At 38.4% G+C, this 26,926-nt stretch carries 28 protein-coding genes; 8 read left to right on the forward strand and 20 right to left on the reverse strand.

From position 1 onward, the window contains the following. Positions 1-106: 106 nt before the first annotated feature. The 3 genes from BQ7483_RS05425 (at position 107) to BQ7483_RS05435 (ending at position 2,834) form a co-directional block, all read left to right on the forward strand. The gene (locus tag BQ7483_RS05425; RefSeq protein ID WP_072545153.1) at positions 107-1,333 is read left to right on the forward strand and encodes a site-specific integrase; all 1,227 of its coding nucleotides are present in this window, start codon (positions 107-109) and stop codon (positions 1,331-1,333) included. Positions 1,334-1,335: 2 nt separating this feature from the next. Then, on the forward strand, positions 1,336-1,713 hold the full coding sequence (locus BQ7483_RS17990; RefSeq protein ID WP_072545154.1) for a virulence RhuM family protein: 378 nt from the start codon (positions 1,336-1,338) through the stop codon (positions 1,711-1,713). Between the two features lie 98 nt (positions 1,714-1,811). Continuing rightward, positions 1,812-2,834 carry a PDDEXK nuclease domain-containing protein gene (locus BQ7483_RS05435; protein ID WP_072545441.1) on the forward strand — a complete coding sequence of 341 codons (1,023 nt, stop codon included), beginning with the start codon at positions 1,812-1,814 and terminating at the stop codon, positions 2,832-2,834. Between the two features lie 163 nt (positions 2,835-2,997). On the opposite strand, the gene BQ7483_RS05440 is transcribed toward BQ7483_RS05435, so the two are convergent. From BQ7483_RS05440 to BQ7483_RS05450, 3 genes are all read right to left on the reverse strand, one after another. Then, positions 2,998-4,218 (reverse strand): IS256 family transposase, encoded by a 1,221-nt coding sequence (locus BQ7483_RS05440; protein WP_456085460.1) that lies wholly within the window; start codon positions 4,216-4,218, stop codon positions 2,998-3,000. 352 nt (positions 4,219-4,570) lie between these two features. Then, positions 4,571-4,951 (reverse strand): hypothetical protein, encoded by a 381-nt coding sequence (locus BQ7483_RS05445; protein WP_072545155.1) that lies wholly within the window; start codon positions 4,949-4,951, stop codon positions 4,571-4,573. Between the two features lie 131 nt (positions 4,952-5,082). Further along, positions 5,083-5,628 carry a leucine-rich repeat protein gene (locus BQ7483_RS05450; protein ID WP_072545156.1) on the reverse strand — a complete coding sequence of 182 codons (546 nt, stop codon included), beginning with the start codon at positions 5,626-5,628 and terminating at the stop codon, positions 5,083-5,085. A 168-nt stretch (positions 5,629-5,796) separates the two neighbouring features. On the opposite strand from BQ7483_RS05450, the gene BQ7483_RS05455 reads away from it, so the two are divergent. Next, positions 5,797-6,960 (forward strand): IS4 family transposase, encoded by a 1,164-nt coding sequence (locus BQ7483_RS05455; protein ID WP_072545443.1) that lies wholly within the window; start codon positions 5,797-5,799, stop codon positions 6,958-6,960. On the opposite strand, the gene BQ7483_RS05460 is transcribed toward BQ7483_RS05455, so the two are convergent. From BQ7483_RS05460 to BQ7483_RS05535, 17 genes are all read right to left on the reverse strand, one after another. Further along, positions 6,957-8,372: an alpha/beta hydrolase family protein gene (locus tag BQ7483_RS05460; RefSeq protein WP_072545157.1), complete on the reverse strand. Its 1,416-nt coding sequence runs from the start codon at positions 8,370-8,372 to the stop codon at positions 6,957-6,959. The two genes, BQ7483_RS05455 and BQ7483_RS05460, sit on opposite strands and share 4 nt — an antisense overlap. A 19-nt stretch (positions 8,373-8,391) precedes the next feature. After that, positions 8,392-9,627, reverse strand: a complete 1,236-nt coding sequence (locus BQ7483_RS05465; RefSeq protein WP_072545158.1) for a radical SAM protein — start codon at positions 9,625-9,627, stop codon at positions 8,392-8,394. Continuing rightward, complete coding sequence (locus tag BQ7483_RS05470; protein WP_072545159.1) at positions 9,624-10,682, reverse strand: M20/M25/M40 family metallo-hydrolase; 1,059 nt, start codon at positions 10,680-10,682, stop codon at positions 9,624-9,626. The genes BQ7483_RS05465 and BQ7483_RS05470 overlap by 4 nt, the downstream gene beginning before the upstream one ends. Positions 10,683-10,716: 34 nt before the next feature. Continuing rightward, positions 10,717-12,012, reverse strand: a complete 1,296-nt coding sequence (locus BQ7483_RS05475; RefSeq protein ID WP_072545160.1) for a M18 family aminopeptidase — start codon at positions 12,010-12,012, stop codon at positions 10,717-10,719. Between the two features lie 11 nt (positions 12,013-12,023). Further along, complete coding sequence (locus BQ7483_RS05480; RefSeq protein WP_072545161.1) at positions 12,024-13,313, reverse strand: radical SAM protein; 1,290 nt, start codon at positions 13,311-13,313, stop codon at positions 12,024-12,026. Between the two features lie 2 nt (positions 13,314-13,315). Beyond that, complete coding sequence (gene rimO, locus BQ7483_RS05485; protein WP_072545444.1) at positions 13,316-14,599, reverse strand: 30S ribosomal protein S12 methylthiotransferase RimO; 1,284 nt, start codon at positions 14,597-14,599, stop codon at positions 13,316-13,318. Next, entirely contained in the window at positions 14,599-16,017 is a 1,419-nt protein-coding gene (locus tag BQ7483_RS05490; protein ID WP_162274245.1) for a MiaB/RimO family radical SAM methylthiotransferase, read from the reverse strand. Before BQ7483_RS05490 ends, rimO begins: the two co-directional genes overlap by 1 nt. Then, complete coding sequence (locus BQ7483_RS05495) at positions 15,936-17,132, reverse strand: radical SAM/SPASM domain-containing protein (RefSeq protein WP_162274246.1); 1,197 nt, start codon at positions 17,130-17,132, stop codon at positions 15,936-15,938. Before BQ7483_RS05495 ends, BQ7483_RS05490 begins: the two co-directional genes overlap by 82 nt. Before the next feature lie 376 nt (positions 17,133-17,508). Next, positions 17,509-17,856 (reverse strand): hypothetical protein, encoded by a 348-nt coding sequence (locus BQ7483_RS05500; RefSeq protein ID WP_072545164.1) that lies wholly within the window; start codon positions 17,854-17,856, stop codon positions 17,509-17,511. Next, positions 17,856-18,203, reverse strand: a complete 348-nt coding sequence (yidD, locus tag BQ7483_RS05505; protein WP_072545165.1) for a membrane protein insertion efficiency factor YidD — start codon at positions 18,201-18,203, stop codon at positions 17,856-17,858. The genes BQ7483_RS05500 and yidD overlap by 1 nt, the downstream gene beginning before the upstream one ends. A 7-nt stretch (positions 18,204-18,210) precedes the next feature. Continuing rightward, positions 18,211-18,441, reverse strand: coding sequence for a hypothetical protein (locus BQ7483_RS05510; RefSeq protein ID WP_072545166.1), 231 nt, complete (start codon positions 18,439-18,441; stop codon positions 18,211-18,213). A gap of 32 nt (positions 18,442-18,473) precedes the next feature. Next, the gene (locus BQ7483_RS17710) at positions 18,474-18,644 is read right to left on the reverse strand and encodes a hypothetical protein (RefSeq protein ID WP_154673568.1); all 171 of its coding nucleotides are present in this window, start codon (positions 18,642-18,644) and stop codon (positions 18,474-18,476) included. Between the two features lie 307 nt (positions 18,645-18,951). Further along, entirely contained in the window at positions 18,952-20,160 is a 1,209-nt protein-coding gene (locus BQ7483_RS05515) for a site-specific integrase (protein WP_072545167.1), read from the reverse strand. 7 nt (positions 20,161-20,167) lie between these two features. After that, entirely contained in the window at positions 20,168-20,980 is an 813-nt protein-coding gene (locus BQ7483_RS05520) for a hypothetical protein (RefSeq protein WP_072545168.1), read from the reverse strand. Positions 20,981-21,014: 34 nt separating this feature from the next. Then, positions 21,015-21,947 carry a relaxase/mobilization nuclease domain-containing protein gene (locus BQ7483_RS05525; protein ID WP_072545169.1) on the reverse strand — a complete coding sequence of 311 codons (933 nt, stop codon included), beginning with the start codon at positions 21,945-21,947 and terminating at the stop codon, positions 21,015-21,017. After that, complete coding sequence (locus tag BQ7483_RS05530) at positions 21,944-22,327, reverse strand: plasmid mobilization protein (protein WP_083535681.1); 384 nt, start codon at positions 22,325-22,327, stop codon at positions 21,944-21,946. Before BQ7483_RS05530 ends, BQ7483_RS05525 begins: the two co-directional genes overlap by 4 nt. Positions 22,328-22,652: 325 nt before the next feature. Next, positions 22,653-23,165 (reverse strand): DUF3408 domain-containing protein, encoded by a 513-nt coding sequence (locus BQ7483_RS05535; protein ID WP_072545170.1) that lies wholly within the window; start codon positions 23,163-23,165, stop codon positions 22,653-22,655. 745 nt (positions 23,166-23,910) lie between these two features. Between BQ7483_RS05535 and BQ7483_RS05540 the strand changes: the two genes are divergently transcribed. The 4 genes from BQ7483_RS05540 to BQ7483_RS05560 all read left to right on the forward strand — a co-directional run bounded on the left by BQ7483_RS05540 (position 23,911) and on the right by BQ7483_RS05560 (position 26,912). Continuing rightward, positions 23,911-24,225 carry a helix-turn-helix domain-containing protein gene (locus BQ7483_RS05540; RefSeq protein WP_072545171.1) on the forward strand — a complete coding sequence of 105 codons (315 nt, stop codon included), beginning with the start codon at positions 23,911-23,913 and terminating at the stop codon, positions 24,223-24,225. Positions 24,226-24,255: 30 nt separating this feature from the next. Continuing rightward, positions 24,256-24,567 (forward strand): helix-turn-helix domain-containing protein, encoded by a 312-nt coding sequence (locus tag BQ7483_RS05545; RefSeq protein WP_072545446.1) that lies wholly within the window; start codon positions 24,256-24,258, stop codon positions 24,565-24,567. Between the two features lie 728 nt (positions 24,568-25,295). Continuing rightward, the gene (locus BQ7483_RS05555) at positions 25,296-25,868 is read left to right on the forward strand and encodes a glycosyltransferase (protein WP_317041266.1); all 573 of its coding nucleotides are present in this window, start codon (positions 25,296-25,298) and stop codon (positions 25,866-25,868) included. Then, positions 25,869-26,912, forward strand: coding sequence for a glycosyltransferase family 4 protein (locus tag BQ7483_RS05560; RefSeq protein ID WP_072545173.1), 1,044 nt, complete (start codon positions 25,869-25,871; stop codon positions 26,910-26,912). Positions 26,913-26,926 lie beyond the last annotated feature (14 nt).

Genomic DNA, 26,926 nt, shown 5'->3' on the forward strand with positions numbered 1-26,926 from the left:
CGAGGTAAGGTTATAGGTCGTTGGAGTCTATTTCTACTCTCTGCCATATTCTGCATAACAATGTACAACTCGCTGATAACTAATTTTGTAACCAAAAAAGAATTAGATTATGCGAAGTACATTTAAGGTGCTGTTCTATGTGAACGGAAGCAAGGAGAAAAACGGTATTGTCCCCATTATGGGACGAGTTACAATCAATGGCTCGGTGGCACAATTCAGTTGCAAACTAACCATTGCAAAAACAATGTGGGATGCCAAGGGCAATCGTGCAAAAGGTAAGAGTAAGGAGGCACGAGACATCAATTTGGCTTTGGATAATATCAAGGCTCAAATCATCAAGCATTATCAGCGCATCTCTGATAGAGAAGCGTTTGTAACTGCCGAAATGGTACGTAACGCCTATCAAGGAATAGGAACTGAGTATGAAACATTGCTCGGGGCGTTTGATAAAGACAACGAGAGTTTCAAGAAGCGTATCGGGATAGACCGTGCAGCAAGTTCCTACAAGGTGCGCATAAGGTCAAGAAACCATTTAGCTGCATTCATTAAGAAATGTTACAAGCGTAGTGATATTTCCATGCTTGAGCTTACTCCCGATTTTATCAAGGAGTATGAAATCTATCTCTCTACTGATGCCGGACTACACAATGGCAGTGTGTGGTCGCATTGTATGTGGCTGAAAACAATTGTTTCTAAGGCGCATTACAATGGACTAACACAGAGAAATCCGTTTGCTCAGTATAGGGTTAATCAGAACATCAAGGAGCGACAATACTTGACCGAAGATGAAATCAAGACTGTAATGACACATGAGTTTGCGGATAAGAAATTAGCTTATATCCGAGACTTGTTCGTGTTTGCAAGTTTCACAGCCTTGTCATTCGTGGATATCAAAGAACTGACTACCGATGATATTGTAGAGATTAACGGAGAGAAATGGATTCTATCCAAGCGACACAAAACAAAGGTCAATTTCCAAGTGAAGTTGCTTGATATTCCATTGCAGATAATCAAGCGTTACGAGAGATTCCAAGAGGATAAATTGGTGTTTCCAAATCTCAACTATTGGAACATCTGTAAACCTCTGAAAAAGATGATTAAAGAGTGTGGAATTTCAAAGGATATTTCCTTCCACTGCACTCGCCATGGGTTCGCAACGCTGGCTCTGAGCAAGGGTGTTCCCATTGAAAGTGTAAGCCGAGTGTTGGGGCATACGAACATTACCACGACACAGCGATATGCGAAGATTACCACCGAGAAAATCGACAAGGATTTGACGATGTTCGGCAACAGGCTTAATCAATCGTTTAGTGAAATCTCAATAGCAATGTAATTATGGTACGAGCAATTATAACAATCAGTGAAAACGGCAGAGTGAATATCCCAAGCGGTAATGTTTGGATGTCTGAAATGGAGTTGGTGGAGTTGTTCGGGGTAATAGCCCCGACACTTCGAGCCGCTATAAAAGCGATATACAAGAGTGGAATGCTTTGCCCTGTAAGCACCCAACGATGCGATTTGGCTACACCTACAAGTTGGGCGACATTCTATAATCTCGAAATGGTCATTGCTCTTGCATTTAGATTGAACACATACGAGGCAAGCAAAATAAGGCAAAAGGTGTTGGAGAGTCTATGCCAGCGAAAAGAGAGCGGAATCAACCTATTCATATCGTTAGGATGCCAAACCCCAATGAACAGAATATTATCATAATTCAATAGGCAAAAGGCATTTAAGTCCGCTCATGTTACATTACAACCAGAAAACTTTTATACCTTTGCATAAGGTTTAAGCAATAAAGAGATATGACTATGAAGGATTTAACCGTTTCAAGGCCATTCAGCGAAGATGAGTATAACGAATTACTGCGACAGGCTGTCGCAGTAATCGAGACTTCTCGATTACAGATAGCAAAGCAACTGAATACGGTTGCTATGTCTTCCTATTGGGAGATAGGCAAGTTGTTGGAAGGAAAGAAAATTGACAGCAAGCACGGTGATGGCATTGTCAAAAGATTGTCGGTTGATTTGAAGTCTAAATATCCCGATATGGGTTTATCTCCAAGAAACCTATGGGATATGAAAAAGTTTTATCTCCGTTATAATGAAAGAGATACAAAACTGCGACAGGCTGTCGCAGTTTTGCCGTGGAGCCATAATTTGCTTCTGATGAGCCACAATCTGTCTCCTGAGCATATCGTATTTTATTCCAATGAAGTAGTCTCTAAAGGTTGGTCACGTGATATGTTGCGCCACGCACTTAAATCTGAATATCATCTTTCAATACAAGCTGTAGAGAAGTCCAACAACTTTGACACTACATTGCCTGCTCCGCAGGCTGATTACGCCAATGAAGTGTTCCGTAGCAGTTATAATCTCGGATTCATTGACGCAGTTGAACCATTGAAGGAATTGGAGTTAGAACGCCGTCTTGTTCAGAAAATCACGACCTTTATAATGGAATTGGGTAGCGGTTTCAGTTTTATCGGCAATCAACATACACTGACCTGTAACGACAAGGAGTATCGTGTTGATTTGCTCTTTTTCCATCGCCGCCTCCGTTCTATGGTAGCTATTGAACTGAAGATTGGGGAGTTCAAGCCTGAATATGTGGGTAAGATGAATTTCTATCTTTCCCTGCTGGATAAGTTGGAAAAGGCTCCCGATGAAAATCCATCTATAGGTATCATCCTTTGTGCCGAAAAAGACCATTTAGAAGTCGAATTGGCTCTGCAAGATGTTAACAAGCCAATAGGAGTAGCTGAATATCAATATCTGTTGCCAAAGCAAGAGTTACAAGATTTGGTAACTGATGAAATCAAGAAAGCAAGGTAACTAACTATATAAAGACGATTGCTATTAAAGTAATCGTCTTTATCGTATAGACTTTGAGACACTGTCCAAAATTTTGTGTAAATGGAAACAGGATTCAGTTGTAAGTTTGACACTGTCCAAAATTTTGTGTAAATGGAAACAGGATTCAGTTGTAAGTTTGTTCTTATATCTGGATTCTGTTTTCAAAAATAAGCATAAATTGGTTCATAATCAAGCCCCAGTTTGAAATAGGCATTGTCCATTTCTTCTCAATCTCCATAAGTGAAAGATACACGGTCTTTTTTACGGCATCGTCCGAAGGGAATGAGAGCTTTGATTTTGTGTACTTTCTGATTTTCCCGTTCAGATTTTCAATGAGATTTGTAGTATAGATTATTTTTCTGATTTCCAGCGGGAACTGGAAGAAAACTGTCAAATCATCCCAGTTGTTTCTCCATGAAAGTATGGCGTATGGATACTTTCCTCCCCATTTCTTTTCCAGATTGTCAAGTTCTGTGGCCGCAACCTCTTTGTTGGGTGCATTATAGATATTCTTCATATCCGCCGTAAACTCTTTCTTGTCCTTGTAAACGACATATTTACAGGAGTTTCTAATTTGATGCACCACACAGATTTGGGTGGATGACTGAGGGAATACACTGCGGATGGTATCTGTAAATCCATTCAGGTTATCGGTACAGGTAATCAGTATGTCCTGCACTCCACGGGCCTTTAAATCGGTCAGGACGCCCATCCAGAAAGAAGAACTTTCCGATTTGCCGACCCACATGCCAAGGACTTCCTTCAGACCGTTCTGTTTCAGTCCGACGCAAAGGTAAACGGTCTTGTTTATGATTTTGCCGTTATCCCGTACCTTGAAGACAATGCCGTCCATCCAGACAATGAGATAAACAGGATCCAAAGGGCGGTTCTGCCATTCCAGAGCAGCCTGGTTTACCTTGTTGGTAATGATGGAAATGGCTGATGTAGAGAGTTCTATTTCATAAATCTCACGCATCTCTTCCTCTATATCAGAAACACTCATTCCTTTGGCGTATAGGGAGATAACGAGCTTTTCTATAGAAAGTCCACGACTCTCATGTTTGGGCACTGCTATCGGTTCAAACTGGCCATTACGGTCACGGGGTATGGAAATGACAGCTTCTCCATGTTCGGTCTGGATTTTCTTTGGATAGCTGCCATTACGTGAATTACCACTATTATTACCGGCCACAGAATTCTTTTCATAACCCAAATGAGCATCCATTTCGCCTTCAAGCATCTTTTCCAATACCTGGGCATGCAACTGCTTCAGGAACTTGCTTACATCGGATTCTGTCTTGAACTGACTAAGGAACTCCTTGCTTAACACCTCATCAGGCACTACTTGATTCTTTTCTTTCATAATCTTCTTCATTTTGCAAATGTATAAAATAAAAAATACGAGACTCTTTTCTGAATCCCGTATTTCCATTTACACAAAATATTTTATAGTGCCGACTTTGATAATACTTAATATATCCGAAATGGAAGGACTAACATTCCATTTGAAAGATAATAAGACGGGCTAAAACTTCCGCTTCCTCTCCATTTAAAAATGATGTCATTATTTACCCCTATCAATGATGTATATTTATTAAACTCATTCTCATCAACTTTTATATTGTCGAAAAGTAGAAAGTAATCTCCAGCTTTCAACGAAAAGTCATATCCAAAGGTCAAACGTGGATTACACATTCTCCAAGGCTTGAATTTATCTATCCTGATTGGATTAACTTTCCCACTTCGTACAATGAAACCCTAACATACCCTTTCCCCATTTTTGAAAGTTCTATATTTATCAAGAACTGGTCATGGCCATAATCATATACGGTTTCATTTGACTCTGTTAATATTAGCGGATAGTCGTTCTTCTCTTTTGTGAGAGTGACTTTGTTTTCATCGGACCTATAGAATAGGTGTATCTGTTCCAATACAAACGATTTATTGAATATTTTAGTCGGTATATTGTAATGAAAACCTTTAATTGGGAATGGTAATAATCCAACATTTCTGTCCTTTTCAATATTATCATACCCATTATTATTAGATGATGATAATACAATCTCTTTGTAAATTATTTTATTTTGTATTCTCATATACTAACCACTTTATATTTATATCGGAATCATCTGTTTATTGTATCTTCTCCATTCTGGATTATTGAGATATAGATGAAGATGTTTTTGTGGTATGAAGATGTTACATTTATTTGAGATACCCAAAATGTTTATCTTGGGAGGGTGTTCTGCGTATAAGTACAGATTTCGAGATTAGAGTCAAAAGCCTCTTTCCCGATCTTAACAACATTTGCTGGAATTGAAATAGTTTTTAATTTAAGGCACATAGTAAAGACATTGTTACCTAACTTCTTAAGTGAAAAAGGTAAATGTATCTCTGTTAAATTAAGATTATATGCAAAAGCCCAATTCCCTATTTTTGAAATACCCTCTTCTACTTTGTAATGCTCAAGGCCTCCAATATATGTTGTTGGTCCATACAATTCTTCTATGATCTTGCTATCATATCTTGGACCTGACAATTCTTTGAAGATTTGAGAATTAGGAAATTCAGATAGTCCAAAATCCGAGTTCTCAAAAAATGAACTTCCATAACTATTATACCCATCGCATCCATCTAAATAATCAAGATAGCGTTTCATATGTAGCATTCCATATTCATCGTAATATTGATTATTTCTAATATATGCTTGATTGTTATGATTTCCAGAGAATCTACTTATTATACTATATATCAGTTTGAGAAGTTTATTCATTCTTGCTATTTAATGAGTTAAATTATTAAAAAAGAATTCAACACACTACTGTCCCGTAAAAGTGGATAAATAGTTCTTTGAAATTATTGAAATATAGTCAATTACACGGTCTTTTGAAATGAAACGGACTTGATTTTGCAACTTTGCAGTCTAATACAAATGGCTGCTATGTTCCAAGACAAATACGTATTCTCTCAATTAACCGCTTTTCTGAACAGGACTCAGTTCAACAACTATGTTCGCAAGTATGATGGCAACAGATATGTGAAACATTTCACTTGCTGGAATCAGATGCTCGCGATGATGTTTGGACAACTGAGTAACCGTGAGAGCCTGCGAGACTTAATCGTTGCTTTCGAGGCGCATAGGGCCAAGCAATATCATCTTGGTTTAGGTCGTGAACCGATAGCCAAGACAACTCTTGCGACAGCGAACCAGAACCGTGATTACAGAATCTTCGAAGATTTTGCATTCTATATGATGAAGGAAGCCTGCGAGAAGCGGACGACCAACATCCTTGACATTTCCGGAAAGAAATATGCGTTTGATTCAACAACGATTCCGTTGTGTCTTGCAACATTCCCATGGGCAAAGTTCCGAAGCAAGAAAGGAGGGGTGAAAGCTCATGTCTTATACGACATTGAAGCACAAGTTCCTGCCTTCTATACTGTAACCACTGCATCAAAGCACGATTCCACAGCAATGTCTTCAATCCATTATGAACCAAATGCTTATTATATATTCGACAGGGCTTATGACTCTTTTAAAGAACTCTATAGGATACATCTTACAGACTCTTTCTTTGTTGTCAGAGCCAAGACGAACTTAAAGTATAAGACAGTCAAATGGAAGCGAAGAATGCCAAAGAACATAATGACAGATGCGGAAGTGAAACTGACCGGATATCTCTCCGAGAAAAAATATCCTGAGTCATTCAGACTCGTCCGATATTACGACGAAGAGGATGACCGTGAGTTCACTTTCTTGACGAATGCAAAACAACTTTCTGCACTGGATGTCGCCAATCTTTATAAGAAAAGATGGTTAATCGAGCTGTTCTTCAAATGGCTCAAGCAGCATCTCAAGATAAAGAAATTCTGGGGCACAACAGAGAACGCTGTTCGCATACAAATCAGTGTGGCTATTATCACGTACTGTCTTGTGGCTATTGTCCAACATGATATGAAGTTGAAACGTTCAACCTATGAAGTTTTGCAAATTCTCAGTATATCATTGACTGACAAAACCCACTTGCGTGACCTGTTCGACAAGACTAATTTCAATGATGTCAAAGATCTAAATGATCCCCTGATTCCGGGGCTTTTTGATTAATTGTTTAACTCGTCCCATTTTAACGGGACACTAATGAATTCAACAATAAGATTAATAAGATGTTTGCCATTTTGAATATCATAAGAATGGGGGCCAGGTGCTAAAATTAAATCAACCTTTTTGCCATACTTGATACCTTCATTGTATGCTCTAACGGACTGACCAAACCATACGCTTGTATCGTCAATTGTATGTACAAGCAATACAGGAACTTCCCATCTACGAATGTAATTATATGGAGAAATGTCTTTTGTCTTTTGTAAAAAATCTTCGTTCCCAGCATAGTAATCCATGACATCCGAAGGATTTCCATAACATTCATATGGATAACGTTCTAAATCAGACATTCCGCAATGGGAAACAATAGCCTTGAATTTACAAGTCTCATTATGTTTACCAGCAATCAGCAGGCTTGAGAATCCGCCATATGACGCGCCATAGATTCCAATTCTATTGATATCCATAACCTTTGAATATTCCGTTGTAGCGAACACGACTCCTCTAAGAATGTCATCAACATCAATTGTTCCCACATTGTTATTAATCCCATTGGTCCACTCAGGACTGATTCCAATAATACCTCTTCTTAATGGAATTATTACAAAGAACCCCTCTTGTCTAAATCTTTCATAAATGGAACAGGAATCTGCGAAATTGGGTATTGGGATATTCGGTCCGCCAAGACAAACCACAATAGCTGGCGATATCCGTTCCTTTGCAACAGGCTCTATTACACAGACATATAAATCTTCATCATTGCAAAATTTATGAAAGTGAATATGAGAAGCTGTATTATCAGCAATTACCTTACTGATGCAACGACATGTAGATTCCCGTAAATTTGAACTGTCAATATATATACTGCCATCAATAAGATTATATGAGTATGATTTCGTGCCTGCAGCACTGCTGTAAGATTTACTCTGCCATTTTAAGAAAACATCTGCTCCAACTTGGCTAAATGACAAATTCCCATTAACTCCTAAATTGAATACCTGTTGTGGCTCATAGCAGTCGAAGACATTATTTTCTCTATTCAGAAATACTTCTTCGTTCTTGTCGCTTATAGGAATTGAGTAGAGGTATATGGTATACAATTCTTCTTTGCCTAAACTACATGGAGATGTGTATGCTACATAATATGTCTGGTTTGATTCACAATAAAAGTCAGCACATTCTATTATTTTTTTATGTAGAGATAATATGTTGCCATTCCCTAAATCCCATCCTTGAACAAGATGAGTTAGTTTGTCTTTTTCCGATTTCAATATTATTTCTTCACCTTTTGAGTGATAGAACCCATATTCATCACACCGCATTTGTTTTATTATAGACGGAGTAAAATCATATTTAAAAACGCCAAATTCTTGATTTGGCGTTAATGGGTATGGAATAAAGATTTTACGTTTCATCTTATGTTCAAAATTTACTTTAGAGACTTTTACTTACTGATTCATAAATTGCATTATACAACTTCTCCTTTTTATTCATCATCATTAGTTTCCTAAATATTGAGCAGCGTTTAACCTTTATCGATTCAGGGATATTATCTTTCATCTCATAAGCCTTTGTCCCCTGTCTTGGACTGAATTTATTAATATTTATATGATCAAAATTGCACCGTATAAGACAGTCAATGGTATCTAACACATCTGCTTCGGTCTCATTAGGGAATCCGACCAAAATCTGAGTGTGTTTGTTGACCTTGTATCCCTCTTTATTCATATCTTCCATACACTGAATGAATGGTTCAATGTTCGGATTACGGTTCATCGCTTTCAGGACACTTGGACTTGCAGACTGAATCGCACAACAGAAGTAATTTATAAAACCAGTTGCAAAATATGGTTTAAATTCATTGTAATGCTTTACAAATACATCAGGGTGTATATAACGTATCGCAATTGATATATTTGGTGCAAAGGAGTGAATCTCATTCAATAGTGTAATGATATTTTCACCAAAGTCTGAACCATAGCAACCAACTTCATCGCCTACCATCATAAAGTTCTTATACCCAGCTTCTACACCCTCTTTAAACTGTCTGATTACAAGCTCCTTTGAGACGCTTCTAAAATTGCCAATAGCCAATTTTGTCGCGCAATAGCTACAATTCCCGGGACAGCCATATGATACCTTGATCTGGTACACATCCTTATCTTGCCAAATGTATTTTCGGAGGGTACACAGGTCGTATTGTTCCTTACAATTGCCTGTACCGCATAATTCATCTATTTTTAGCAACACTCTCTCCTCTTCATTGGGGATCCACTCATTTAGCTCGGCATCCAATGTCGGGTGGATATTATAATACACCTCACTTAATGGTGTCGTAGCTCCAATCAGTTCATTCAATCTATCCAACTGCTGATAGGTTAATAATAATGCAGATGGAGAGACCTCCAAAATACGTTTCTGCGCAAATGCTGGCAGACAGCCTCCAATGACGAACTTGGCCGATTGACTTCTATTCCTTTCGATATTTCCAATTATTTCTATCGCTTGATTTTCTTCATTATGAGTAACACCGCAACATGTCATTACAACAATATCTGCATCCTGTACACACATAATACGCTCCCATGAGTTAACCTGAAAGAACTTGGCAATCCTTTCTGTTTCGTGCTTAAGTACTGCACAGCCATTTGATGTTATATATACTTTCATAACAGTTTGTTTGTATTTATGAACAATATTGTTTCAACAATCAGTTCGATTGCAGATTCAACATCCCTTAAATCACACATTTCGACTTGAGTATGCATATATCTATTGGGAATACTCAACAACAAGGTCTTGACTCCTTTGCTGGAAACTTGAAGTGAAGCAGTATTCGTACCTCCAGTAGATATGGAATTTGCATTAAGTTGAACATCTACGCCGGCATCCTTAGCAACACTCCTTGCAATATTCACCATTTCCCTATTACAATCCGTATTGCAATTTATTACAGGACCTCGTCCCAATGCAATGTCTCCATATTTCTTTTTGCTGATATTGGGAACATCTGTTGCAAAGCCGACATCAACAGATATGGACATCTGTGGTTCAATATTGCCAACACAGACTTTTGCACCCTTACAACCGACCTCTTCCTGAACTGTTGCTACAGCACAGACACCTATATGTAAATTTTCTTTTGATAACCGTCTGATTGCTTCCGCAATAACAAATACCCCAATCTTATCATCCAATCCTTTGGATACGATACGGTTTTCATCAATAAAAAAGTAATTTGGACGGAACGATACGACATCTCCAACCGAAATCATTTCCAAGACATTTTCCTTGCTTAATCCCGTGTCAATCCATAACTCTTCCAACTCTACCACTTTTGCCCTTTCGTCGGGTTTCTGAACATGGATAGGTCTTTTGCCGATAACACCTGGAACCACTTTATTATCCGACGTATGAATTTCAACTATTGAACCAGGTAATGTTGCACAATCAATTCCTCCATTTTGACGGACATACAAAAAACCCATATCATCAATATAAGTTACTTGAAAGCCAATCTCATCAATATGCGCTTCAATAAGAATCCGTTTGCTTGATGATGAATTCAAAACAGCATAACAATTATTGAGACTATCTCTGAAAACTTTTGAGAATGGCTTAACATACTCTTCGTACAGCACCAAAGCATCTTCCTCAAATCCAGAAACACTATATGAATTCATCAGTTTCTCAAGAAAGAGCCTTTCTTCTAATATCTTTTTCATCTGACGACAAACCTGATTATGATTAATTAATTTCTTAACTTCGCATATAAGCACTCAAAGCCCTATGGAGAGTATACATATCAGACAATGATGTTGTTTCTTTTATTGAGTGTCCAGCCCAGGTCGCAACTCCTATGTCGACACATTTAATCGGAGCCCCCATCGCAGCAATAGTTGAAAGTGTATTTCCACCTGTTACATCATTGTTACTCATCTGATATTGATATGGGATATTTTCTTTTTGAAACAAAGAAACCATTATAGCCTCACTCTCGGCATCAGTAGCATAACGAAGACGAGTATCGGTTTTAATAACGGGTCCCTTACACATGATGGGACGATTAGTAGTATCACTCAGTTCTGGATGGTTCGGGTGTACGGACGATGCAAAATCCAAACTAACGCAAAAACTGTTTTCCATACATTGTGATGTTTTATAGATTTCATGTCCCATAGCTTTGAGAATTCTCTCTACAACACTATGGTATATATTAGAAGCTGCGCCCTGCTTTGAAATGCTGCCACATTCTTCATTGTCCCATATAGCAAGCGACAAGGTCTTTTTTTGCAGTTTTGCATTTATTATAGACATAAGCCCTGCATAAACATATGCAACGCAATCTATTCTAGAAGACAACAAGAAATCCTTATTTTGTCCTACTATTGTCGCTTTGTCAGTGTTATAAAAACAGAGCTCCATACTTAAGATATCCTCAGGTAATACACTCAAAGACTCTGCGACAAGAGTATGGACAAAGTTCTGGTAGGCGTCTCTGTCTATTGTTCCGACAATCGGCATCATGTCATATTGCGCACTGATTCCGCCTCCCTCTTTGCCTGTTTTTTTACTATGAAAGGGTGTGGAAGGTATTACAGCTATCGGTTCATTGATTTTTACAGTTTTCTCTATAGGACTGTATATGTCATCGCTTTTTATGAATACGCGTCCAGCTATTGATAATGGTCTATCAAACCATGTGGAAAGTTGCGGTCCACCATAGGGCTCAATATTTATTTTAACGAGACCGCCTTCTGCATACACTTCTGGCAATGACTTCAAATGCAAACATGGAAAGTCACTATGGGCTGCTATGACTTTCAATCCATTATCAGGCAAATCCTCGCCAATGGCAAATGCAAATAACGTGGAGTTGTTCTTAGTAACATACACTTTATCTCCTGGATATAAGGCTGGGAACTCTTTACATAGGTCCAATTTCTTAAATCCTGCATTATCAAGAATGGAAGATGTGTTTTTTACTACCAAATACTTGGATGGGGAATCATCCAACATCTTCATTAGGCCTGCAATATATTCGTTATAATCCATGTGTCACCGTTTTATATATCGTAATGTTTTAATATAAACCTTTCTAGAAAATATCGCATTGAAACGCAATATGCACAACGTGCATCTTCATCCATGGTGCAATTATCTGTATAACATCCTCCCGCACAATGCCATTTGCATGCACAAGACTTACATCTATCAAACTTATGCTGATTATAGCCCAGAATCTCTGTTAATTTATCTTCATCAATTATGATTTCACCATTTTCACTGACATTGCCAAAAATAAACTTATCATACAAAACATCCTTACTCGATGAGACGCAATGACATATAGACAAAGTCCCCTCTGCTGTCAAAACGAACTTTCCAGGACAATATCTGTCTGCAAGGCATATTACGGCATTCCAATAAGGACAAATAAGGTATATGCCTTTTTCTTTCGCAATTTCTTGTGCTTCAAAGAAGTTATCTACGAACTGTTTATAATATAGTTTTCTGCTTTCAATAGTCGGGAAATAACTGTCCGAAATTAAGGATTTGAACGAGACCTTTTTCACTAACGGCATTACATCGGCCATATGATGTATCATTTCATCCATCCTGTTTACATTTTCATTCGTAATTACAGTATTTAATGCCACATCTAAACCATACTCAGCAAACTTGTTGATATTATTCTTCACAAGTTCATAATTCCCGCGCTGTTTGTTCTGTATATCCTCAAGTATATCAAATGAAACAGATAGGCTGATGTTGTTTGACTTGCAATAATGCATAATCTCCTCGGAGATGATGGAGCCATTAGTCACCAATGATACTGGCAATTCTTTTCCTCTATCTGCATTCTTACGATACGCATAGTCCAATGCTGGCTTCAGTACTCCCCAAGACAGTAATGGTTCCCCACCACCCAAAACAGATATGGTCAAACGTTCATTGACCGCTCTTTGGGTATCCAAGAAATAATCAAGAGCCGAATACAATTTATTGATAGATATCTCCATACCTGAGCGTCCATGCGCGGAGTAACAATAGCTACAGTGAAAGTTGCATTTGTTATTGGGCAGTATCATCATATTAAGAAGTCCTCTTTCATCCTTTGATGTATAATACACCTTTTTTATCGGGTCATTCAAGTGCTGCAATATGATATCCACCTTGTCTTTATGCTTATACTCTCTGCCCTCTATTGCATTTCGCAATTCATCAATGACTTCTAACGGCACTATTTGGGCATAACCGACCAATGGCAGGTAAATGATCCAGTTCCCTACATGTTTACCATAAGTGATTTCAATAGGATAAATATCCTTGCAAGTTAATGATAACGTTTCCATAATCAATTGATAATTTCTCCATTAATATCCTTTCCTCTCACACCAGTAATCTTGACATTGTAGAAGTCACCAATATTCAAGCTGAGATTGGATGACACATATATCTTAGGATCAGCCATTGGAGTACTATGTTCTCCTCGTCCAATATAATACTCTCCATACTTCTCATCTATAATAACTTTCTCGAACGTTCCAACTAAAGAACCATTTAGGCTCTCATAGATTGAACTCTGCAAAGACATAAGTGACAACGCTCTTTCAATCTTAACACTTTGAGGAATATTATCCACATAATTCTTATCACAATATGTACCCGATTGGTGCGAATAGGCAAATACGCCCATGCGCTCAAAACGCTGTTCTTTGACAAATTCATACAATTCATCAAAATCTGATTGTGTTTCACCTGGATGTCCCGTCATTACAGTCGTACGAAGATAAATACCGGGAACCCTATCTCTGATAGTGGCAATCAATTCTGTCAATTGCTCCTTTGTCATATTTCTCCGCATCAACTTCAACATTTTGGTATTGCAATGTTGAATAGCCATATCCAAATAGTTGCAAACATTTTCTCGTTGCCGTATAGTATCCAACAGATCCAATGGGAAACCTACTGGATAGGCGTAATGCAGTCTAATCCACTCTACACCATCTATATCAGCAATTCTGTTCACTAGTTCTGCGATTCGCTTATCTTTATATATATCTAAACCATAGGCCGTAAGATTCTGCGCAACAAATTGAAGCTCTTTTACTCCATTCTTAACCAAATACCTTGCTTCGTCCACCAGTTCCTTAATGTCATACGATGTCAGCGGACCATTTATTTTAGGTTTAATACAGTATGAACAGGGCGAATTACATCCTTCTGAAATTTTAAGATACGCATAATGGATAGGAGTTGTCAAGGTTCGTTCATGCGTAATCAGAGACTTACTTCCTAACTCAACCAATATGTTTCCCCAATCGAAATTACCATATATTCTATCCACTTCAGGAATATCTATCCTTAACTTTTCGCCACGTTTTTGGGAATAGCAGCCCATTACCCAAAGTTCTTTAATTTTACACTCCGACTTTCTCTTCGCATACAGTTTGAGTAATTGCAGAGAATCACTATCCGCATTCCCGATAAACCCGCAAGTATTTATTATGGCTATATCAAAAAGAGAATTACTCTCACCAAACACGACATCGTGCCCAGCCATCAATAATTGCTTCATCAGTTTCTCGCAATCAACAAGATTCTTGAAACAGCCTATATTAATAACATTGATTCTCATCAGCAACAAGATTGTCTATTTGAACAATGCCCATAAAGATATTTGGGCGAAACACTATCTACTACCACCTTAACGCACTGATTTATCTCTATGTCATCAGCAGCAATAATGACAGTACGATGATTCATATCCCTACCAAATGATTGATTCAGACTATTCTTTCCCTCCACAATCACATCTAGCTGTTTGCCTATCAGTTCCTGCATCTTATCCAATTTGATGGAATCGTTAAGTTCTTTGATAATCTCGTATCGTTTTTGCTTTTCTTCCTCACAAACATCATCTACATAGATTCTTGAGGCTATAGTCTTTGAACGCATTGAAAAACGGAATACATTGATATCATCGAATTGCAGGAGCTTGACAAGTTCAACCGTTCTCTGAAAATCCTTCCATGTCTCACCACAGAATCCCACCATTATATCTGTTATGATAGATATATCTGGAATCATAGAACGGATACGCTTTACTCTTTTTATAAACATGTCGGCAGTGTATCCTCTATTCATCCGCTTCAACACCTCATCTGATGCAGATTGAATTGGCAGATGGAGCACATGCATTATATTAGGATAATCCAAAATTGTTTGAACGATGTCGTCTGATAGATACGAAGGATGAGAAGAGAGAAACTTGATTCTTAAATTCGGGCATGTCTCGGCCACCATTCCAAGAAGCATAGCGAAGTCATATACCTTCCCGTCAGAAGCATCCAACCATTTATATTTATCAATCAAGTGTCCAACCAAAGTAAGTTCCTTGTACCCCTTGTCTGCAATATCGAGAGCTTCGCCAATAATGGATTTTACACTCCTGCAGTGTTCTTTCCCTCTCGTTATCGGCTCTATGCAATATGAACAATTCTGATTACACCCTTTCATTACATTAATGGCAGCAGTGGTAGCATCTTCAATCTCCCGAATGGGCAATATATCCTCATACAATTCATCATTGCCGTCAACAACTGCAATCAGATGATTGTCACCCTTGCCTACTTTATCTAATAAAGTAGGCAGTGCCCTATAACAATTCGGATTGGCAATGATGTTCACATATGGATATTTTTCAAAGAGGGTCTGTTCAAGCAATGATGCGAAGCATCCTGTAATAACTATTGTTTTTCTTTTAATGTCATCTTCAGCCTCAAAATATGCCAACCGTTCATATATTTTATTGTGCCCATCCTCTCTTACCGAACACGAATTGAGGATAACTATATCCGAAGAACTGATATCTTCAGTATATTGATATCCATTATTAGACAATATTGCTATAATGACTTCGCTATCGCAAATATTCATTCTGCAACCATATGTTTCAATATAGAAGGTTTTCATCATTTCTGCTGTGACGATTTCAGGAACATTTCGTATCTCAATTCCATTAACTCTTCCATATGCGTTTTCTCTGGGCAACAATGATTGATACTGATACCTTCATATTTATTGCGCATTCGGGTCAGAGGACAACCACCTCCGCATAGTGTGATAAACTCACAACTCAAGCATTTAGGATCAAAAGTATAGTCTGCACCAGTCAGATATTTTGAGAATTTAACCATGTCAAATGTTCCGTCATTAACGTTCCCAATGGTCTCTTTTGCATTCCCAACCATTCGCCAGCATTTGTATATCTCACCTTCTGGTCCAATGACAAAAGCAAAATATTTGCTTGCAACGCAGCTATGTCTTCTGTATTTGGGCAAGAATGACTTTATTTCTATTCCATATTTGTCAAAAATATCCAGGACAAACTGGGCTTTATAACCGCCCTCACTAATATTATGTTCTGGCGACACACACTCTGACGAAAGCAGATCCGAAACAAATCCTGGATACATTGTAACCCTGCTATCGTTTATTTCAGACTTGAAACTACGATAAAAGGTATTATAATCATCTTTATTTCGTCGATCTATATTTGTCCTAATGTCTACGGTAATCTCCTTGTTTACCTCTAACAGATATTTGAGATTCTCCATAATAGTTCTGTATGTTGCCTGTCCGCCAAGTAAAGCTCTTCGCTGATTATGTATTTGTTCAGAACCATCAAAAGTAATCTGTATATTCCTTATTGATAGGCCTTTCATCTTCTCAGCCTTATCTTTTGTAAGCAGATAGCCATTAGAGACAATTTTTGCAGAATATTCAATACCTAACTGCTGGAACTTTTTTGTAAGTCTTACGATGGAATCAAAATTCAACAATGGCTCACCTCCATACCAAACAACACTTAATCTCTTCAGATTTGAATTGGACTTTACAAAACGGACAATTGCATCTTCAGTCTGTTCCGACATAGCAATATTTGGACGATCTTGCTCATAACAATATATACATCCGAAATTACATCCTCGGGTTGGCAAAATGGTAAGCGCCATATCCGATGAGTTATACCTATTTTTCAGTATGTCAGCCAGATAAACATTCAAATCATCTTCTTGATTCTCCACGATTATACGTGCTTTAAGCAAGAAGTTGCTATTGCTGAAATCTTTGTAACTGTCTGGGTTTTCTTTAAGTTCCAACCACATATTTATGTCATTCTCCAATATTCTGATGAATGCCAATGACATTGTATTGAACAACAAGTATCCATACTTATTGGATTTTGACAGGATATTATATTTTGACCAAAACATTTATTATACTTTTTATTTATCTGATAATACGGAATGAGGGCGACCCTTGCAGGCCACCCTCATCCCTTTCTGGTTAAAGGCTGAGGTCACCCCAACACATGTCACATGGTCCACTCTCGCAGAAATTGCTGTAACCAAATACAGAATTAGCATCTTGAGCAGCTGCTACAACTTGGAAATTAATAGCTTTCATATCATACAGATATTAAATTGTTCCTACTCGTTTAAGGCTTTTCGGATTCCGCCTATACTTATTTTTTTTAATTACTTATTTTAGAACAGCATATAAAATTGAACCTATCAATACTAGTAATCCAATAATACCTTTACCTCGTTCAGAGTGATATTCTTTAGTTCCATCTTCATAGAAATCTATTCTTATTTCGGGATTTAGAATCCTAGCGATACAATAAATTCCATAGAACACTAAACCAACTATAATCCCAATACCAAAACCTGCATCCCAACCGAAGTCTAAAAGCCAAGAAATAAAACCTCCTAGACATCCAAACATCAAGCACATCACAATCATCCCAATAAATTCGGGTATAATTCCGCTATGCCATAATATCGAAAGTATTATAAAACCACCTATTATATATAAAATCCATTCCACTATAATTTTAGTTTTAAATGTTTTGATTGCAATATTTGAGGATTATCAAAATCAATTAATGAAGGATTGTCTGGTGTTAATAATCGTTCTGCAATATCATTCTCTTTTAGAATAATTCCATTGACTGTTTTTAATTCATACTGATTCTGGTATTTATATATGACAAATCCAGGACAACAATGCTTATTCCTAAATAGTAAAGCTCTTATTCCTGCAATGAAACCATCTTCTGTCGTTGTACGCCATACATAATGCGAGCAACTTTCTCTAAAAATACATTGCTTCCGTTTGGATGGTGGAATAACCCTCCAGTAAACCTGTATTATAAATAGAAGAATGTATTTCATTGAAGGCTTACTTTTTCTTAAATATAGCTACGGCAACTGATGTATTGTAACCAGGTTTCGCTCCGATACCTAAGCATCCACTAGTTGGAGCTACAGATGTTTCAATACTACCCATACTGATAAATTCAAAGCCATTAGCCAACTCCCCATCAATTAATGACTGTAATTGATTAACTGCTACTTGTGATGCATCCTTCTGGTTAAGGTTTGCATTAAAAGGAAGAACTTTGTATTCCATAATGATTAATTTAATTGGTTAATATAAGTTTATTATTCTGTACTACCATTTTTACTAAATAATGCCTTAAAGCCACTGCCTATAAGACTAAATAAACCTCCTATGAGTGCAAATACAAGTTTGATTAGCATATTGAATATCCAACCTATAAGTTCAAATATCCAACCAAACATAACATCAATAATGTCTCCATCCTTAGCCATAATCTAACATTTATTTATCTGTTTAACAATGATTTATATTATCTTTTACTTTAATTTCTCTTTGCAAGAGTGATTTATATAGCATATTCCTATTGATTACAAGCAGGTTATTTGAATAGGTATAATGTGCTTTGCTCAACAATCCGCCTTTAGTCCTAACAAAATCAGAATCTTGCGTGACATTTTTTTAGTATAATTAGGTGCCATTTGCCGAAAAATGTGTAATTTTGCACAGCTAATAATCTCTCTTGCAAAGAGATAAGTTTTCTCTTGCAAAGAGACCTTTCATTCGCTCAACAATACCTCCTCATAGAGATTTCAATATCATACTGTTCGCCTTGTCGATGGCTACGGTATCTAACGATGCAAGGTAGATGCGTGTGGTAGCCTCCGAGTCGTGCCCCATACCCTCACTGATTACCGATAACGGTACATTCTTGCTCTTGGCGATGCTTGCCCAAGCGTGACGGGCAACATACAGAGTGAGCGAAACCGATAATCCCAACTCCTTACCGATGATTTTCAGGCAACGGTTGATGTTGTGGGCCGCATATATATATTGCTTGCGTTCTTCAATATCGTTGAATGGTTTGATGATGGGTAACAGGTAATTGGATTGTGAAGTGTCGTACTTATCCACAATCTCCTGCATACACTTCTCCCATTTGATGAACAGTTGCTGTCCCGTCTTTCGTCTGCGATAGGATAGTACCCCATTCTGCAAATCCTTTTTTCGCAGGTATGCCATATCCACGAATGACATACCACGAGTATAGAAACTTATGAGGAACATATCTCTGGCGAAATCAAAGGTCGGATTCATCGAAAAATCCATCTCTTTGATTCGCTTGATGACTTTCAGAGATACGGCTCGTTTGACGGTCTTGTCTACTCCTGTGTAGACGTGTTTGAACGGGAAACGCTGTGAGGTCAATTCCTTTTCTACGGCTCGGTTATACACAGCCCGAAGATTACGCATATAGAATGATGAAGAGTTTGGACTCACTCCGTTATTCTTCAAATATGCCTCGTATGCCATCATCATATCGGAATCCATATCATCCAATGGCACATCCTTGTCCTCTCGGAAGCGTCTGAAACTACATAGGGTCGCAGCATATGTTTCCGAAGTGCGGATTTTACCCAACGTTTTCAGATTGGCAATGACTCCCTCCATAAATGGAAAGAGAAAATTTTCGGGGTTGTCCGATGCAAATTCCGCTATCACGTCATCTGCGGTATAATCACAACCGCTATGCTCAAAATCTGTGATGACCTTCTGGAAATGCTTTACATCCATTCGGATTTTGTCGCCAATCTCCGATAGATAGCGTTTTCTGTTCTCGTTGAACTTGGGTAACACCACCTCCGAAGAGTGACTGTTCCACTCATAGCCATAGAGACGGTAGCCCGTCTTTTGCTGACGGGCTACACGATTATGGATTACTTGATAGAAAATTGAGCCTTGTCCGCCATCAACCGTTGATGGTCGGAACTTAATCTTTACTGTTGCCATATCACAATCAGGGTTTTGATTTATTTTGTTTAACCTTACTATTATCCTGCTTGTTCTTAATGGACTTCGCTTTGCTTTCCTGTTCCTTTGCTGCTTGCTCTTTCAATCGTGCTTGCTCGGCAAGGGCTACTTGTTTGCGGACAGCCTCTTCGTAGGTCTCTACATCTTCACGCATCTGCTCAATCTTTTGGTTATCTCGGTTGAGTTCAAATATGTTCTCCAATGTGGCTATCTGCTCAGCCGATGCTTCACCTTTCATCTTGATGTAGCGGTATTTGAGAGAATCATCCTCTTCATCCTTGTTCCGCTGCGACTCAAAGTAATATGCGGAAGCAAAGAATGCGATGACAATAGTATTGAGTGTAATCACAAACCAATCAAGTTTGGAATTGAAGTTTAAATTGAAATTATAGTCATTCTCTCTATGGAGAACTTTGGACTCCTCAATCATCGGTATAAGTGATGTCGTCAACTTTTTAAGGTTCTCTAACTCATTTTGTATGGCTACAAAATCGGGCTTATTCTTACCTGAAACACCCCTTACATTATCATTGACAACACCGAGATTCTCACTCAAAGTCTTTGTAAGTTCTTGAATCTTGCGTTCTGTGTACTTACAGTTAGCACCTGTAGCATTTTCTACAAGAGCCTTAATTTCTTGAACTAATGCAGTGTTGTCCACATTAGGAACAGCCGAATTACCCTCATTCGGTTGAGACTTTTGCAATTCAATTACTGCGGTTTCTATTCTTTCCAAGCATCCGTAGATGCCTTCCATAAACGACTCATTGTCGTTGTGGTTAAAATTTTTGTTGCTCATATCAATTTGTTTTAAGTGTGAAAAAATTGTTTGCTTAGAATCTTATTCCTCGATTCTTTTTCTTCTTGTCCTTCTTTTGTTTCTGCCAAGAAGGTACTTGTTCATCCTCTGATGGAGCATCCGATGGAATCAGTAGGCCCAATCCATTGTTCTCAATAAGGTTATCCATAACGCTGTAATTTTGCTCAACTTCTTGCCTTATAGGTCGCTGTTTAGGCTCAATTTCTGTCTGTTGTTTCGGCATATCCCAACTTAATTGTGCGTTTAGTTTAGAATAACTGAACTGTCTGCTCACATCGGAAGCCTTGAAAGTGTAGCCATCTTTGGTAAAACTCAACCCCTCATTCTTACCCGTTCTTCGGTTAATCTTGAAGGTCATTCCAATGCCTTGCTTTCGCAGTTGGTTACCCAAGTCCCACCAAGTACGACTGCGCTTCAAAGCAGCCTTGACTGCATTATGAATCTCATACTTCACCCGTTCAGGATCGTGAAGTTTCTTCACATTGGTCTTGCTCTTATCCTCTGCGTATGTCAATCCGTATTTATCTTTCAGCTTCTTCGTAGCAATCTCATTTCGCTTAAAATCGTTCTGCGAAGAGATTACTTTACCATCATAGTTGATGCGATTATAGACCAAATGACAATGCGGATTGTCGGTATTATGATGCCTTACCAAGAGGAACTGAGTGTTCTTAATCCCCATAAGTTGCATATACTCCAATGCGATTTTAGCCATAAACTCATCGGTTAATCGTGGTGTATCTTCTGGCTTAAAACTGATTGCAATGTGTCCTAACGGTTGCTTAATCTTCGGATTTAAGAGACACTGACAGTTGAAACTGTCAATCATCTCCTTGTTTGTTCCGAGCAAAACGCCATCCGATGCAATGATATTTGCATTGTCTTTTCCCATCACATAGCGTATGCATCCACCAAAGGATTTACCCTTCTTGATTTTGCCTATCATCGACACCTCCTTTCTTCGGCTTTATAGTCGCTCATTATCGACTTGAGTTTTTCAAGAACTTCCATCACTATATTCTTCGTGCGATAGAATCCCGTCTGATGCGATAGCTTTGTCAGTTGATTAAGGTTGTTTGCCATACCCGTAAGGTTGCGGATTGCGGCAGCATCCTCAGCCGAATGTTTGGGTGCTATTCGGGCGTCAAAAGCCGCATCTCTAATGTACTCGGCAAGCGTGCGATTGGCGTTCTTACTACGATGGCGTAGCTTCTCATAGTCGGGCTTTGAGAACTTCACCGTTACAGACTTTGTAAGTCGCTTCAGAGTGCTTACCTGTGGTCTGCCTCTGGGCTTGGGTTTCTGTGTTTTCTTTTTATTCATCATTGCGATTTTTACTTGGTTATTGATTTTCAATTTGGCTTTTTACAATCTGCGACCATCGGGAGCTGATTGCCTCCACCTTCGGGGTGGAGCGAGGTTTTTCGGGTGCAATGGCGGCCCCGCCGACATTTTTCGGCATCCCGAAAGATAACCTCGCTACACCCCAAGACTGAGGTCTTGCTACGTCCACCGTCATTGACGGTTTTCAATGGCTTCGATTGCTTTTTCAGCCTTGATTAGCCACTGTTCATTGTCATAAGTGACCACAACCTAATGCTTCCATGATTCTCGCTTTCGAGATTGCAAGAAAGCTGGAATGCAGTTCTACTTACATCCCTTTCCAATGCTCGAAGTCCTCGGCATAGAGTTCAATGTGATGGCGAACGATGTTTTCCAATAGTCCTGACATACTCATTCTATCCTCACCGATTTTGCAGGCGAACTTGTCGAGCATCTTACGCAACTTGCCACTAATGAATACCGGCTTGCGGTCTTCAATCTTGTAAGGTCGCATAAAGGTGCTGCGGTACTCTTCCAGCGAGAGTTTGCGTTGTTTGCTACTCACTCGGCGTTGGATGGGTGGTGTAGGTGGCTGTTCCTCTACTACATTGGTAGGCGGAACTTCATCTGTCACCCCTGTAACGGAAGGCACTGCTTCCGTTTGGGCTTGCTCCGCTACTGATGGTAGAGGAAGTGGCTTGATGTTCTCAATAGAGAAATCCTCCAATGCTGCATCAATACTCTTCTTTCGACTCTCTTCTATTTGCGAGTTATGCTCAGAGAAATCCAAACCTGTCATTTCCTGCAACTCTGTTTTACTTAAAGTCTGTTTTTTACTCATTTTTTGAATGTTTTTTAGTTCAACATATGGTCTTTGTGCACAATTATGACCGATTATCTGCTGCAAAGAAAATGTGCATACAATTCTACCACAACTAATTAGGTCTATGTAGGCAATTATGAATTGTATTGCTTTTCGGGGTGATTTATAAGCGGTGCTGATTGCATAATTCTTCCCAAGTTGAACGGGTAATTATGGATTAGGACGAAATGCTTAATTGAGGAAATTAAGGGCTTAAATACGATAGCGGATAGACGGACTGCCGAAACACCGGAAGTTGGTCTATCCGCTATACTGCTATCGTAGAATTAGCGACTATCTGTTTCGGCTGTTCGGAGCAGAGGTTTGGCAGACTGATAGGCATCGGTCTGTCAAACGACAATGTACCGGACAAGATCCGAAACGGACAGCCACTTGAAACGGAATCTGTGTGTAAGTGTGATAACTCTACTGAATATATGAGTATATCCAGTGAAAATACAGATTAAAGTGCCACGAACTACGCCAGATACTGCAACAAGTCCGATAAGCCATTGGAGTGTGGTAACTCCTATATTTCTTTGTACCAACAAAACGGAATTGCATATGAGGATAGAGGCTATTTATATGACTGATTATCGTGTCTATGATGAAACGATATGACAAGGAATGACACCTATTGTTAGTGCCATTGAAGTATAAAAATCTCTTCCTTATTTAGCAGTGCGAAACAAGAAAACAAGTGTAATAAATTATAATAAAGCGTATGGATTTAATCATTTTTGAGCGAAAGGCATTCGAGGAATTTGCCACGAAGATTGAGCAGTTCATTCTGCGAGTATCAAATTCACCCGTTGTCAAGAGCGGGAAGAAAAAGACAAACAATTGGCTCGACCATCAGGATGTTTGTCAGCGGTTGAAGATAAGCAAGCGTACATTGCAGACCTTGCGTGATAATGGTACGCTTGCCTACACCAAAATCGGCAACCGCACATACTACCTGCCCGAAGATGTAGAGAGCATTGTAACAAAGGTAGAGGACAGGCGAAAAGAAGCCAAGTGGAAAGGGCGAGAAATCTAATCAATGTATAACACTGAAACCAATTTGAATATGTATCAAGAGATGAGAACCAAAGACGATGCGTGGATGCAGTCCATTCACGAGAGTATCGACCAGCTATCGGAGATTCTCGATAGTATGCCAAAAGACGGGACAACCTTACAAAACGATGATGAGTATCTATGCGACAAGGAGGTGGCATATATGCTTAAAGTGAGCCGAAGAACATTGAGCGAGTATCGCAGTAACGGAACACTCCCTTACTATGTGCTCGGTGGCAAAGTCCTTTACAAGCGAAGTGAGATTGAGCAGGCATTGAAACGGGAGTACAACGGCAAGCACCTGCTTAATAGCAGCGGATAAACCTCTCTATATTTTTGGAGGGAGTGAAATTTACCGCTTGCCCTATATATCTATGATGTAAAATAATAGTGCTCCTATGGATAGAAACAAGAACAGCATACAAATGGGTTATCAATGTAAGAATCCTTTTGTATGCTGTCTGTTTATCTTTATCTACATTTTCGTCAGTCGTTCATTTCCGTTGCCGTCTGCATTCCTAAGTACAGACATTGAAAGGGGAAAGGTTTTCGGGGTGAATACTCTCCGTAGGAGGAAGATTCAGTCCGAAACGGCTTGCCGCCTGACCTTTCAACTTTCAAGGGCTGATGTACTACCTTCGCAGACGAGCAAAGGAAAGGGGCGAATGACGGAATCGGGAAACTCATATATATCGCAGATTGATGATAGACCAAATTCAAATATTACCCTGAACAATGAAAAATGCACCGTCCTTTTGCTCGTTCATAAAAAAGTTGTACCTTTGTTCCAAGATGAGTTGTACATCAATGCAAATCACGCAAGTATGTAGAAATCAGAACAGTTGCCAACTCATTACCTCGTTCTTGAACTTTCCGCATAAACTTTTTATTCTTAGCGGATTATGAGATTATTCCAAAAATAGATATTATTGTTGGTTTGGAAGAAATCCACTTCCACCACTGGCTACTAAATGCATTGCATCATGGAAAAAGTATTTTCCAGACTATGAAATCAAAGAATGAAATGAAGACAATTTCGATGTTAACATCATTCCTTATACAAAAGAGGCATACGAAGCGAAGAAATATGCTTTTGTTAGTGACTATGCCCGTTTTTGGATTCTATATCGTTACGGAGGGGTATATTTTGATACTGATGTTGAGGTTATCAAGCCATTAAATGATATCATAGAGCGAGGAGGCTTTATGGGATTGGAGAGTAATTTGAATTGTAATCCTGGATTAGGTTTAGGTTGTGCTCCAAACCTAAATCAATATAAAAAAATTTTAGACCGATATGAAACGTTACATTTCAAGCATGCCGACAGTAGTTTAAATCTTAAGACAGTCGTTGAATATACATCTGAATTGTTAATAAAAGAAGGTCTAAGTAACAAACCCGGTATACAAAAAATAAATGACATTTACATTTACCCGTCTGAGTATTTTTGTCCGATTAATATCATCACAAAAAAAATACATATCACGCAAAATACACGAACAATCCATCATTATATGGGATCATGGGCAAATCGAGGGCTAACATGGCATATCAAAAGGGCCATGCGAAAATTAATTCCTGAATTTTTACTTCTGAAGTATAATCAATTAAAACATAAATAAATGGATTACATCAATGGTAATAATTTGCTTACCATAGGCATTCAGCATCATCCTGTCCGTGGTGGCGTGGCTGCTGTCATATCATCTTACAGTAAAATGATAAGACCATTCCATTTCATTGGGACTGTTAATGATTCTAACAAGTTATTCAAACTGATAGTCTTTATCAAAGCTCTATTTGTTTTTATGTACTACATGCTTGTCAAGCATAATATAAAGATAGTGCATATTCACGGAGCATCTTATGTTAGTTTTTGGAGAAAGAGTGTCTTTATCTTACTCGGCAAGGCTTTTGGAAAGAAAATTGTTTATCATATCCATGGGGGAGGATTTAAAAAATTCAGCAAAGAACATCCCAATGCCGTCCGATATGTTTTATCAAAAACAGATTGCATTATCGCACTCTCCGAAAATTGGAAAGAGTTTTTTGAAAAAGAGTTTTCATGTAAAAAGGTAACAGTGATAAGCAACATCATAGAGACTCCCCAAATCAATCCTAAGAAAAGTAATCTGTTCACCTTATTGTTTCTTGGCAAAATGAATAAGAATAAGGGAGTATACGATTTATTGGACGTAATCATCAAAAACAAGTCTGAATACAAGAACAAACTACGCCTATTTTTGGGAGGCAATGGTGAAATAGAATCTGTTCAAAGGAAAATTCACGAAAATGGCATTGAGGATATCGTTATTTTCAAAGGTTGGGTCAGCGGCAATAGTAAAATCGATTTGTTCAATCAATCTGACGTATACATCCTACCCTCTTATTACGAAGGACTTCCCATCTCAATACTGGAAGCAATGAGCTATTCAATGCCCATTATTGCAACGAATGTAGGAGGAATCCCTGAAATAGTGGAAAATGGGATCAATGGTTATCTAATAAATCCTGGCAATAAAGAGGCCATAGAAAATGGCATCAATAAATTTCTTTTTAATCCATCATTGATAAAATCAATGGGTGAGAAATCTCAACAAAAAATAAAGAAACATCTTCCAGTTGAAGTATCTAAAGAACTATCACAATTATATAATACAATATAGGAATTTTCCAAATT

It is taken from the genome of Mediterranea massiliensis (genome assembly GCF_900128475.1).
Classification (GTDB): domain Bacteria; phylum Bacteroidota; class Bacteroidia; order Bacteroidales; family Bacteroidaceae; genus Bacteroides; species Bacteroides massiliensis_E.

Coding starts and splice junctions, on each gene's coding strand:
- rimO (WP_072545444.1), bottom strand. CDS start 14,599: ATGAGAATCAATGTTATTAATATAGGCTGTTTCAAGAATCTTGTTGAT.
- BQ7483_RS05460 (WP_072545157.1), bottom strand. CDS start 8,372: ATGAAACGTAAAATCTTTATTCCATACCCATTAACGCCAAATCAAGAA.
- BQ7483_RS17710 (WP_154673568.1), bottom strand. CDS start 18,644: ATGGCTAAGGATGGAGACATTATTGATGTTATGTTTGGTTGGATATTT.
- BQ7483_RS05540 (WP_072545171.1), top strand. CDS start 23,911: ATGGATTTAATCATTTTTGAGCGAAAGGCATTCGAGGAATTTGCCACG.
- BQ7483_RS05535 (WP_072545170.1), bottom strand. CDS start 23,165: ATGAGTAAAAAACAGACTTTAAGTAAAACAGAGTTGCAGGAAATGACA.
- BQ7483_RS05445 (WP_072545155.1), bottom strand. CDS start 4,951: ATGAGAATACAAAATAAAATAATTTACAAAGAGATTGTATTATCATCA.
- BQ7483_RS05470 (WP_072545159.1), bottom strand. CDS start 10,682: ATGAAAAAGATATTAGAAGAAAGGCTCTTTCTTGAGAAACTGATGAAT.
- BQ7483_RS17990 (WP_072545154.1), top strand. CDS start 1,336: ATGGTACGAGCAATTATAACAATCAGTGAAAACGGCAGAGTGAATATC.
- BQ7483_RS05515 (WP_072545167.1), bottom strand. CDS start 20,160: ATGGCAACAGTAAAGATTAAGTTCCGACCATCAACGGTTGATGGCGGA.
- BQ7483_RS05560 (WP_072545173.1), top strand. CDS start 25,869: ATGGATTACATCAATGGTAATAATTTGCTTACCATAGGCATTCAGCAT.
- BQ7483_RS05440 (WP_456085460.1), bottom strand. CDS start 4,218: ATGAAAGAAAAGAATCAAGTAGTGCCTGATGAGGTGTTAAGCAAGGAG.
- BQ7483_RS05435 (WP_072545441.1), top strand. CDS start 1,812: ATGAAGGATTTAACCGTTTCAAGGCCATTCAGCGAAGATGAGTATAAC.
- BQ7483_RS05545 (WP_072545446.1), top strand. CDS start 24,256: ATGTATCAAGAGATGAGAACCAAAGACGATGCGTGGATGCAGTCCATT.
- BQ7483_RS05525 (WP_072545169.1), bottom strand. CDS start 21,947: ATGATAGGCAAAATCAAGAAGGGTAAATCCTTTGGTGGATGCATACGC.
- BQ7483_RS05520 (WP_072545168.1), bottom strand. CDS start 20,980: ATGAGCAACAAAAATTTTAACCACAACGACAATGAGTCGTTTATGGAA.
- BQ7483_RS05450 (WP_072545156.1), bottom strand. CDS start 5,628: ATGAATAAACTTCTCAAACTGATATATAGTATAATAAGTAGATTCTCT.
- yidD (WP_072545165.1), bottom strand. CDS start 18,203: ATGAAATACATTCTTCTATTTATAATACAGGTTTACTGGAGGGTTATT.
- BQ7483_RS05495 (WP_162274246.1), bottom strand. CDS start 17,132: ATGTGGTTGGAACTTAAAGAAAACCCAGACAGTTACAAAGATTTCAGC.
- BQ7483_RS05510 (WP_072545166.1), bottom strand. CDS start 18,441: ATGGAATACAAAGTTCTTCCTTTTAATGCAAACCTTAACCAGAAGGAT.
- BQ7483_RS05480 (WP_072545161.1), bottom strand. CDS start 13,313: ATGGAAACGTTATCATTAACTTGCAAGGATATTTATCCTATTGAAATC.
- BQ7483_RS05530 (WP_083535681.1), bottom strand. CDS start 22,327: ATGATGAATAAAAAGAAAACACAGAAACCCAAGCCCAGAGGCAGACCA.
- BQ7483_RS05475 (WP_072545160.1), bottom strand. CDS start 12,012: ATGGATTATAACGAATATATTGCAGGCCTAATGAAGATGTTGGATGAT.
- BQ7483_RS05455 (WP_072545443.1), top strand. CDS start 5,797: ATGTTCCAAGACAAATACGTATTCTCTCAATTAACCGCTTTTCTGAAC.
- BQ7483_RS05465 (WP_072545158.1), bottom strand. CDS start 9,627: ATGAAAGTATATATAACATCAAATGGCTGTGCAGTACTTAAGCACGAA.